Source organism: Vibrio sp. OPT18 (genome assembly GCF_015163615.1).
GTDB classification, from domain to species: Bacteria; Pseudomonadota; Gammaproteobacteria; order Enterobacterales; family Vibrionaceae; genus Vibrio; species Vibrio coralliirubri.
Genome location: NZ_JADDYK010000055.1, coordinates 4,330 through 15,084, shown reverse-complemented (window position 1 = coordinate 15,084; position 10,755 = coordinate 4,330). Strand labels below are relative to the sequence as shown.

General features: G+C 45.2%; 8 protein-coding genes. 6 read left to right on the top strand and 2 right to left on the bottom strand.

Annotated features, from left to right (window positions below):
* Positions 1-1,378 (bottom strand): winged helix-turn-helix domain-containing protein (locus IQQ51_RS14520; protein ID WP_228012881.1); only part of this gene is annotated, 1,378 nt, incomplete at its 3' end.
* 231 nt (positions 1,379-1,609) lie between these two features.
* On the opposite strand from IQQ51_RS14520, the gene IQQ51_RS14515 reads away from it, so the two are divergent.
* From IQQ51_RS14515 to IQQ51_RS14490, 6 genes are all read left to right on the top strand, one after another.
* A complete protein-coding gene (locus IQQ51_RS14515) occupies positions 1,610-2,245 on the top strand; it encodes an SDR family oxidoreductase (protein ID WP_193841445.1) in 636 nt (211 codons plus the stop codon).
* A 279-nt stretch (positions 2,246-2,524) separates the two neighbouring features.
* On the top strand, positions 2,525-3,637 hold the full coding sequence (locus IQQ51_RS14510; protein ID WP_193841444.1) for an NADH:flavin oxidoreductase: 1,113 nt from the start codon (positions 2,525-2,527) through the stop codon (positions 3,635-3,637).
* Between the two features lie 419 nt (positions 3,638-4,056).
* Positions 4,057-4,692: a CatB-related O-acetyltransferase gene (locus IQQ51_RS14505; protein WP_017082045.1), complete on the top strand. Its 636-nt coding sequence runs from the start codon at positions 4,057-4,059 to the stop codon at positions 4,690-4,692.
* Positions 4,693-4,857: 165 nt separating this feature from the next.
* Complete coding sequence (locus IQQ51_RS14500) at positions 4,858-6,504, top strand: ABC transporter ATP-binding protein (RefSeq protein WP_122046292.1); 1,647 nt, start codon at positions 4,858-4,860, stop codon at positions 6,502-6,504.
* Positions 6,501-8,666, top strand: a complete 2,166-nt coding sequence (locus IQQ51_RS14495; protein ID WP_193841443.1) for an ABC transporter transmembrane domain-containing protein — start codon at positions 6,501-6,503, stop codon at positions 8,664-8,666. Before IQQ51_RS14500 ends, IQQ51_RS14495 begins: the two co-directional genes overlap by 4 nt.
* Positions 8,659-9,972 (top strand): HlyD family type I secretion periplasmic adaptor subunit, encoded by a 1,314-nt coding sequence (locus tag IQQ51_RS14490; protein ID WP_050633022.1) that lies wholly within the window; start codon positions 8,659-8,661, stop codon positions 9,970-9,972. Before IQQ51_RS14495 ends, IQQ51_RS14490 begins: the two co-directional genes overlap by 8 nt.
* A 96-nt stretch (positions 9,973-10,068) precedes the next feature.
* On the opposite strand, the gene IQQ51_RS27150 is transcribed toward IQQ51_RS14490, so the two are convergent.
* A partial coding sequence (locus IQQ51_RS27150; RefSeq protein WP_228012880.1) for a hypothetical protein occupies positions 10,069-10,755 on the bottom strand: 687 nt, incomplete at its 5' end.

Here is a 10,755-nt window from a genome sequence, read left to right as displayed (position 1 = left end):
TCTTAGACAAGGTGTCGGTTCTGTCTAACGTCATGAAGGTGAGCCCGAGCGCTTCAAGGGTGAGCTTTAAGGCTTCTTCTTGTTTGGGTAACTCAGAGATTTGCTGCTTCAATATCGATTTTTGAATATCCAAATTAAATGAATCCAATAGATCATCGAGCATTGAACGCATGGTCGTGTGGAGTGAAGCCGGGTCAATCAGGTAATCTCGACCTAGGTGTCTGAAATTAGAAATTCGGTTGAAGTAGGTGATATCAAGGTATTCTCTGTCGCCATCAATTTCACTCTTGAAACTGATCACGTTGGCTGAATTCGGCACCAAGGTTTCATCGACTACGACACGGAAATCGCGATAGGTGGTCAAGTAGCTCATTAATTTATGGATGATCCCACGCTTAAAGGCATCCGTCTTCAAGTTGTCATCGATACTTACGTAGATGTATCTAGGTTCTAAAGATAAGTAGTGCACAGATTCGTGTGCTTTGTGGGCATCTAGGTTTTGACTGTCTGTTGTTTGATTAAGACGATTTTGTTCCGTTGATTGATTTGAGTCAGCGAGTGGTTGGTTTGATTCATTAGCGGCGGTATTTAAACTGCTCAAATCGAAGGCGTCCGATGTAGGGCTGGTCGGTTTTAACGTCCACCAAATAAGTCCAAGCGCAATAACTATAGCGCCCCCGAGCATTAATGCACGTGAAGGTGTTTTCTGAGGTTTATTTGCTGCGATAGGCGCTTGTTTGTCGCTAGCCGTTTTATTTACGGGTGAGTGTTGAACGGCCTTAACTGTACTCGAATCGGTATGGCTTGAATGGACATGGCTCGAAGCACCTTGGTTCGAGTCGCTAGATTTTGAATCAACAGGCTGAGTTGACTCTTGCGAAGCCGGTTGTTCTGAGAGGTGATCGACTGAATCCTCTTTTGGCTCGACTTGTTGTTTTTTATCCTCCCCCAAAACTGGCGACGTATCTGGTGCTTCTGACTGAATTGAAGGAGAGGGCTCTACATCTGCAACGGACACGGTGTTTGTCGTGACACTAGCTGGCACCAAGATGGTTTTGTGAACATCAACATCCAATTTATAACCGCGTTTGGGCACGGTGATGATGTGTCCCATGGAGTGTCGTTCAGCCGCTTTGAGTATTTTGCGCAGTTCAAAAATGGCTTGCGTGATCACTTGATCCGTCAAGATTGAGCCATTCCAGACTTCATTAATCAGCTCATCTCGTGAGAATACGATCTTAGGATTTTGGCAGAAAAAGTTGAGCAGCTTAGACAAGCGATTGTCGATAATCACGTCTTCTTCGTTCATGATGAGTTTGTCTTCATCAGGAATAAATAACCACACATCGAAAGAATATTGAATGCGTTCTTTTTTCATAACCACCGAGACTAAGTCATTGTATTAAAATTACTTTAGTAGACATGTTGGGGCAATTCAATTAACCAATGTTTAAATATGATACGTGGTCGTGCTTTTGAGTAGATTATTGAGAACCAGCAAAAAACTAAAAATAATATTGAGACTTATTCTCATTTATTGATCTCGATAAAGGAACGGTTTAAATTGTCTGGTTAGTATCACTAGAACATGAATATTATGAGGTTTTTTATGAGTACGGTCGTTGTATGGGGAGCAGGAAGTGGTCTAGGTGCTGCAATTGTTGAGCATTTTCACAAACAAGATTATCAAGTGATAGCCGTTGCGAGAAACCCAGAGAAGAACACGCGTTTAGCTGAACTTGGTGTCACCACACTTCGCTGTGATGCTACCGATAAAGAACAGGTTGAATCTGTGGTCGCTCAGTTACCCAAATCGACACTGGTCGTTTCTAGTATGGGCAGCTTCAGAGCTGACATTCCCGTTGATTATATTGGACACCGACATCTAACTGATGCGCTTGAAGCTAATGGTATCGCTCGATTTGTGCTGGTAACGTCGTTAGGTTGTGGTGACTCTTGGCAGTATTTGTCGGAGCGATCTAGAAAAGGGTTTGGCGCAGCGGTTCGTGAAAAGTCGTTGGCTGAAGCTTGGCTAACCTCGAGTTCTCTGGATTACACCATCTTACGCCCGGGTGGCTTGTTAGACGGTGAGGAAACTGGCAATGGTGAACTTTCTCAGCAGGTCGAAGTTCATGGTGTGATTTACAGACAAGAAGTGGCGCGCCTTATCGAAGCCTTGTTAACCAATGAAGCGAGCATTGGGCAGATCTATCAGTGTGTTGATCCTACGGTTAAATATGGATAACGCTACTAAGTCTGATTTTTAGTAAAGCCTTCAGCTATAAGCTTATAAACCTGTGAAGCCGTTTAGTGAAACTAAGTGGCTTCTGTTTACTTCCTTTGTTTCCTCTAAATTCCTGTCTTTCTGATCTTTTGCTGTCTCTTTCTGCCTTTTTCTCATCTGAGAGTGCCGCTCTCTTAATCTAGATTAAGTTATACATGCCTTATTCTCTGTAGTATCCGCCTGAATCAGTGCCCATGCTTAATGGGTAACTCGCGTAATACGATTTTGAGAGGAAGACACTTGAGCACTTTGTTTACAGAAACCCACATTGGCAAGATGACACTAAAGAACCGCTTCATGAGAAGTGCAACGTGGGAAAATATGGCCACCGAAGATGGGCATATGACAGATAAACTGTACGCTATCTACGAAGAGTTGGCTCAAGGTGAAGTTGGCCTGATCGTGACGGGTTACGCGAACATCGTTGAAGAAGAAAAGCCGAATGCGGGCATGATGGGGATGTATAACGACTCATTCATTGCAGAGTATCAGAAGCTGACTCAACTGGTGCACGACAACGACTCTAAAATCGTGATGCAATTGGCTTATGGTGGCACCAAAACCACGCATGATCTTGGCGAACGAGTGATCTACGCACCAAGTGAGGTTCCAGAAAAAGGCACTCAAACACTAGGCAAAGCGATGACTAAAGACGAGATCGACTACATTGTTGATGCCTTTGCTCAAGCGTCTTTGAGAGCACAAAAATCAGGCTTTGATGGCGTTGAAATTCATGCCGCTCACACTTATCTGATTAACCAGTTCTTAAGCCCTTATTACAACCAACGTGAAGATGAGTACGGCGGTAGCTTAGAAAACCGCATGAGATTTTTGTTAGAGATCTATACCGCGACGCGCAAGCTGGTGGGCGACGACTTCCCAATTTTAGTTAAGCTCACGGCATCTGAATTTTTTGAAGGTGGCGTCACCTTTGAGGAAACACGTATTGTCTGTAAAAAGCTTGAACAAGTGGGCGTGGATGGCATTGTCGTGTCAGGTAATATTCATGGTAAAGCAGACACTATGATTGGCGAGTCGCACGATGGTTTTACCATTCAAGCTGAAGGCTACTTCCATGAGTATGGTCACGCGATCAGCCAAGACGTTAACATCCCAGTGATCACGGTAGGTGGCCTAACGGATTTTGATGCTATCGAAGCGATTGCAAACAACACGGGCATTGAGTACTTCGCGCTTTCAAGACCGCTGCTTTCTGAACCGTATTTAGTGAAGCGTTGGAAGGAAGGGGATAGAAGCCCTGTTGAATGCGAACGATGCTCTAAGTGTCGTACTAAGCGCGGTAACTTCTGCGTGGTGAATAAAGACAGAAAAGTACAGCTTGCACGCATGTAGTCGCTGAGCCCAGCTCCAAGCGAGCTCCGAAGTTTATAGCTGAGTCTAAGTTTGAGCCTGTGTAATCGCGCAGGCTCTTGTTCATTCCGTATTCCACGAAACGAAATTTGAAACCTTATTACTCACATCTTCCTGTCAAATTGGCGCGACTAAACAGTTACAATACGCCTGTAAATTATCCAACCAAGTTATCGATAAAAACTGGGCAAACTTTGAAACTACTTCCTCTTCTTAAGCAACCTCGAATCCACTGACGCCTCTTTAGTTTTAGCGACATTGCTATGATTTAAGCGTGATACTCACTATTCATCCCTGTGAACCCTGTGTTTATGGGGTGCTAGTTTGTGCACCTTGGATTTGCATCGTCGAACATTTTGATAGTTAACGAATAAAACTAAATAGATCATTCAGAGGTAAAAATGCAAAAGAAGCATTGGTCCAAATTCGAGTTGCTGCATGAAGTCGTAACCAACCCCAATATTCATGTAAAAGGTCAACACAGTTATTACAGCGATTGCTGGGATAATGGTTTTGAACAATCGGTAGTGCGCTATTTACACGGCGACGAAGTCAGCCGCCAGTGGGAGCCTCGATGGGAAATCGACGAACTCTATATCGGTGATTATGTCTGTATTGGCGCAGAGGTCGTGATTTTGATGGGCGGCAACCATACACACAGAGTTGATTGGTTTTCGCTGTATCCATTTATGGATGTCATCGACGATGCCTACATTGGCAAAGGTGACACTCACATTGAAGATGGGGTGTGGTTAGGCATGAGAGCGATGGTGATGCCCGGTGTGACGATTGGCGAAGGCGCTGTGGTTGCAGCGAATAGTGTGGTGACTAAAGACGTCGCTCCATACAGCATTGTTGGTGGTTCTCCAGCTAAAGTCGTCAAATACCGCTTTGATGAGTCCGTTATTGACGAACTCATGTCATTCAAAATATACGAGTGGCCCTCAGATAAATTTGAAGCGCTGAAACCGTATTTATGTAACTCAGACTTTTCAAAGTTAAAGCAGGCGATAACGGATTACGACAATTGTTTGTAAGGAGCACTTGTAACGAGCGTTTTTAAGGTACGGGTATAGCCACAGATTTTTGTAGAAAGATCTGTGTCATATTTATATTGAAAAACACGTTAAATCAGTCCGTTACCTTGCAATACTCAACATGGTGTACCAATCTTATTTCATAAGCATGGATAAGGATTGTGTATGCCCGCAAGTTCAATGAAAAACAAAGGGGTGGTGGGGAAAGTCCTACTGCCTTCTTTACTCATAAATCTTCTCTCTCTCGCCGTTCCGTTAACGGTTTTACAAATTTACGATCGTATTTTACCTAACCAAAGTTACGGTACTGCCACTTTGTTGTTGGCGGGTGCAGCGTTGGCTGTTGCCATGGAAGCATTGATCCGGTTTGTGCGTACTTGGCTTTTGTCAGCCGCGGCCAGCAATACCGAGAAAGCGACCTATCAAACCTTGGTTGAAAGAGTAACAACGGCTTCATCAGGACATCTTCGCCACATTGGTGTTGGCGGCGTGGAAGAGGGGCTGGGCTCAGTATCAAAAGTCAAAGATTGGTATTCCGGTGGTGTGATTGCAGGCTTTATTGATTTGCCTTTTGCCTTGATCTTCTTGGGCTTGGTGGCTTACATCGGCGGTGAGCTGGTGGCGATACCTTTGGCAGTTTGGCTGATTACTCTTGGAATCGTTTGGTTATCTTCTATTCGTGTTAAAAGCTTAAGTGAAGAGGCTTCCCAAGATGAGCAGGAGCGAAAAGCGTTTTTGATTTTGCTAAGCCAAACCATTCAGGGAATCAAACGCCAGGCCGTTGAGTCTCGAATCTTTAATCAGTTTAAATCCCTCAATAATGTTCGCTCTCAGTCTAAAGCGAGAGAAGAAGAACAGAACGCCTTCGCCCAAGAATGTATTCAGCTTGCTGCACTAGCTACGTCAGTTTTACTGGTGATCACGGGCAGCTTATGGGTGTTGGATGGCCAGTTAACCACAGGTGGATTGGCGGCATGTTCTATCTTATCGGGCAGAGCGGTTGCACCTTTAAGTGCTTTAGTGGGAGTTCGAATCAAGCTTAATTCAATACACAGTGCCAATCAGGCAATAGAAAAATTGAGTGACTTGTCACTATCGGAATCTTCAGATTCTGAGCAAGCTGAGAACCACTTATCTGACTTTGAGGTGTTGGAAATCAAGCAAGCGACCGTTGAAAGATACGGTGAACTCGCTCATGCGGATGTCACATTGAATAAAGGTGAATTGGTATTGTTAGAGAGTGAGGATCGCCATACCAACAGTCATTTATTGTCGTCGATTGCAGGTATTGATGATCTAAAAGCGGGGGAGTGCTTCATTAACGGAGCTGCAGTTTCAATCGCATCCGTAACCAATATTGCGGCCTACTGTGGCGTTAAAGGGCAGTTGGTGTCGGGTACTATTCTCGACAACTTGTGTGGCTTTGACCCTGAGAAAACACAAAGCGCCAGTGACTATGCAAAGCGTTTGGGTTTAATCAAGGAAATCACTCGATTACCCGATGGACTAGAGACACAAATTGGCCATACGAGTGCGTCTCTGCTGAGTATGGGTAACGTGAAAATGCTCAATATCGCGACTCAACTGGCAAGTGATAAGCCCATTATCATGTTAGAAAGGCCAGATTCCTCGCTTGATTTAGATGCCCTTGGAAACCTAGCGAAGGTGTTGGAAGAAGAAGTGGCGGCAGGACGGACGATACTGATGGTGAGCTACCATTCTAAACTTCGCGAATTTGCCAATCGAATCATTACAGTGGAAAGTCGAGCTATTACGGTCGACAGCGAGAGCAACCAGGAGGCTATCGTATGAATCGTTTAGATATTGGTAACCCTTCAGGTACGAACAACCGTGCAGATACCAGCGGTCGACAAGAGGTGATGAATCATTTAGAAACCGAGAGCCTTTCCGTTCTTAAGCAGTTGGAAGTTAATGCTAATATCCAGTTGTTCGCGCATCAATGGGTCGATGAAAATGGCATTGAATCAATCGACGATATGTTTGCCTTGTTCGACAGGCTTGCACTGCCTTATCGCTTGGTTGCCAACCTAGATGAAGTTGGTGAACATAAATTGGTCTTACTGGTACTTGGTGAACATGAGCTGGTCTCTGGTCATTTAGAATCCAAGCAATTTGTTGCCTTTAATGCCAATGACGACATCACCGATATCCCTCAGTTTTGTATTGTTATCGAAGGGCCACCATTAGAGAAGGCCTCTCCTGATTGGGTTGGCGAAAGGTTACATGCGTTTCGTCCCATCATTCCTAAATTGTTATTGGTCAGCTTTATCACTAACTTATTTGCGCTTGCTGTTCCTTTCATCACGATGTCGATTTATGACCATGTGATTGGTGGTGATGCAGGGCATGAGTTGCAAGGTATCGCCATTGGCGCGGCGTTGTTGTTTGTGATGATGGGTTGGTTGAGAACATTACGTAGCCGAGTGTTTGCTTCAGTTTCCAACCGAGTAAGTCGTGAGATTTCTCAATCCCTCGTGCAGCGTCTGCTTCGTAATAGCTATGCTCAAAATCAGCAAACAGCTTCTTCTAGTCAGCAAAACCAAGTGATGTTGTCAGAGCGTATTTCAGGTGTGCTATCGGGGCCATTAGGAAATGCGTTATTTGACTTACCATTCATTCTTATTTTTGTACTTGCGATAGGTGTTTTAGGCGGGTGGTTGGTACTGGTTCCAGTCGTCTCTTTAATCCTTTATTACTTGCTAGCAAAACGTTCGATACGCTCTAGCAGCAAGCGCTCGATGCAATCGACAGTCGCAGGTACGAATCGTCAAAACATGACTAATGAGCTGTCATCCAAGCTTGCCTTTATTCGCAGTGCCGGATTCTCAGAGCACTGGATTCAACGTTTCAAAAAGGCCAATCTTCTTGCTTCAACAGTGACCTTTAATCAATCGGTTCTCCAGAGCCGGTACACCTCGATTTACTATTTCATTGGTGTAGGTTCGACACTCGCGGTGATGGGGTTAGGCATTGGACTTATCTTTGAACAAGTGATGACTCCCGGTGGTTTGATTGCTTCAATGATGTTGATATCTAAAGTGACGGGTCCCGCTCAGGTGTTGGCAAACAGTGCGATGCGTTTTAACAGCTTTAATCAATCCAAATTGCAAGTGAACCGTATCTTGTCTCAGCCGTCCGAGCGTGAATTCAGTTACCAGCATCACCCGTTACCTGTGGTAGCGCCTAACTTGAAATTAGACCAAGTGACACTGCGTTATCCTAAACAGAGTCGCCCCGCTTTGAATGGTGTGAGCTTTGATATTGAAGCGGGTGAAATTGTTGCGATTACTGGCCCTTCTGGGAGCGGTAAATCAACATTGATCGAAGTACTGTCTGGCTTGCAGCCTATCCAAAACGGCATGGTCGAGCTTGAAGGCGTTAACCTCGTTCAATACGATCCGCAGCTTTATCGCCACTGGTGTTTCATTCGAGCCGCATATCCTGATTTGCTTACGCTGAGTATTCGAGAGTGGCTAAACGACGGTCACAAAGTCGAAGATCAGAAAATGATCTCTGCAATTGAAATGGTCGGCGGAAAGCGTTGGTTCGAGACATTATCAGGTGGGCTCGATACTTCCATCAGCAGTATTCAGCCGGACAGCCTTTTTGACATGTTGTCTGGCAGCGTCGCGCAGATCCTCATTGACGCGAAAGCGCTGGTTTATGACTACCCAATGTTCTTAATGGATAATCCTGTGCCTGATGCTCACCCAAATGCTAAACGTATATTTGGTGAGTTTGTGCAGTCGAAAAAAGGAAAAGCAACGGTGATTTACACGTCCCACGATCCGGATTTAATCAAGCTTGCCGATAAAGTGGTGGTATTAAATGAAGGTGCAGTGGTTTATGCCGGTCCATTAGAGCCGGAGCAGTCTTCGAAGCAAAAACAGCCTTCAGAGCCTCAAGCTTCCCAAGAACAATCAGAGTCTAAGCAAGGAGTCGCTAATGGCTAAACAACCTATCGAGAAGGGCAAGCGCTACGGTGAACTTGTTGAATCACAAAATACGGCTCGTACATTGGCATTGGCGACGTGGTCAGTTGCTTTGTGTGTTATCGCTTTTGCCACTTGGTCTGTCGTCACCCAAGTTGATGAAATTGCCAAAGCCAAAGGCGCAGTAATTCCAGAAGGTGAGAAGCAAGTACTTCAAAGCGCGATTGGCGGTAAATTAAAGCAAATTCTCGTTAAAGAAGGTCAGTTGGTCGAGAAAGGTCAGCCACTTGTTGAGTTTGATGCGACCTTCCAACGTACCGCTCTTGAAGAATTGAAATCCCAACAAGTGACGCTTCTAGCCAGTGTGGAACGTATGAATGCTCTGCTTGAACAACGTGAGCCAAATCTTGCGGAGTTCGAGGTCGATTACCCAGAGATCGTTAGCCAACAAAAAGCGCAGCTGAACGCACAAAAAGCCCTCTATTTTCAAAAGCGTGTGGTACTTGAGAAAGAGAGCGAGCAGATTGCAGAGCAGCTTCGCAGTGTAGACAAGTCATTGCCTAGCTACGAGAAAGAGCTGAATGCGACCAAGCAAGAGTTGAACATACTGGAGAAGGGTTATAAAGCGGGTAACATTTCACGTTTACGTGTGCTTGAAATGCGACAAAAACTGGCCAGTATCGAACAGAAAATCGAAGAAGCTCGTGGTAAGAAAGCTGTGTTAATCAAGCAAGCAGACAGCACCGAGCAAAAAATTGAACAGCTTTTAGCAGAGGCGAAGGCGAAGGTCAGTGACGATCGTTCTAAAGCCGTATCTGACTTATCAGCACTGAATGCCAGAGTTCGTTCAAGCCAAGCTAAATTGACGAACACTATGTTAGTGTCACCGCTACAAGGCTTGGTGCAAAGCCTGCCAAGCACGCAAAACGGTGGTGTTATTCAGCCGGGTGGCACTGTGGTCGAAATCGTTCCTGTTGGTGGGAAAGCCGACTTTAAAGCTCGTTTGTCGCCAAGAGATATTGGTTTTGTGAGTGTAGGGCAGCCAACTCGTATCAAGATTGATGCGTTTGATTACAGCCGCTTTGGTGCACTAAAAGGGGCGGTTGAGAGTATTTCACCGACCACCAGTCAAAGCGAGCGTGGCGAGATCTATTATGAAGTCGTCGTGTCGGTTGATACGCCATACTTCCGCGATAACCCAGAGAGCTTTTCTATTTTGCCAGGTATGACGGGTGAGGTAGACATCACAACCGGTGAAAAATCTGTGTTCCAGTACCTATGGAAGCCAATTTACACCAATGTCAGTGTCGCATTTGGTGAAAGGTAATCGTTATAAAGAGTCGTTGAGAGTAAACGAATAACAACTGCAAATAACAAAAAGGGAGCACATTACGTGCTCCCTTCTGTTTGGTCTCGTTATCGGTTAACTATTTGGATCAATGTCCGGTAGCCCGTCTACGTCGTTGTGATGATGGTGCTCATCATCTTGGTTATGGTTGATGTTTGCATCATGGTGTTCCAGCGCGTCTGACATATCCAAGTGCGCTTGGTCATGTGTTACTGCATCTGGTTGGTCGACTTTTGCAAGTACGATATCCATATCCGCAGGTTGATCATGAACCGTTGTCGATGTCGCATCGGGTTTAATGCCCAATGCATCCAGATAAGCGGCTGCACCATGGTGGTTGGTTTTCTGATCGGGTTCTTGATGGGTCTGTTGGGTTAAATCTAGATTACTATCATCGCTTAGAGTGACGGTAACGTCGGCTTGTGAAGCCATGTCTGGCTCGTCATGTTGAACAGGAGGCGGTGGTGGGGGAGCAGGGTGTGATGTATGGACCAAAGGTGTGATTGTCATATCAACCACTTCAGTTCCAACTGTCAGCTTTCCACTATGTCCAGGCCCATGACTGAGTATCTGGATATTCACATGGGCGACAACTTCATCTTGATTTGTCCCTTGCAATGCCACTTCAAATTTATCTTCATGTTGACCTATACCAGAAGCGCTGCCATGAGGGCCCGTGTGAACTTGGGCTTGCTCTTGATAATGTAAATGACCAGTCTGAGGGTCAATAGTTAATGTCCCGTATTGACCATGATGACTAGT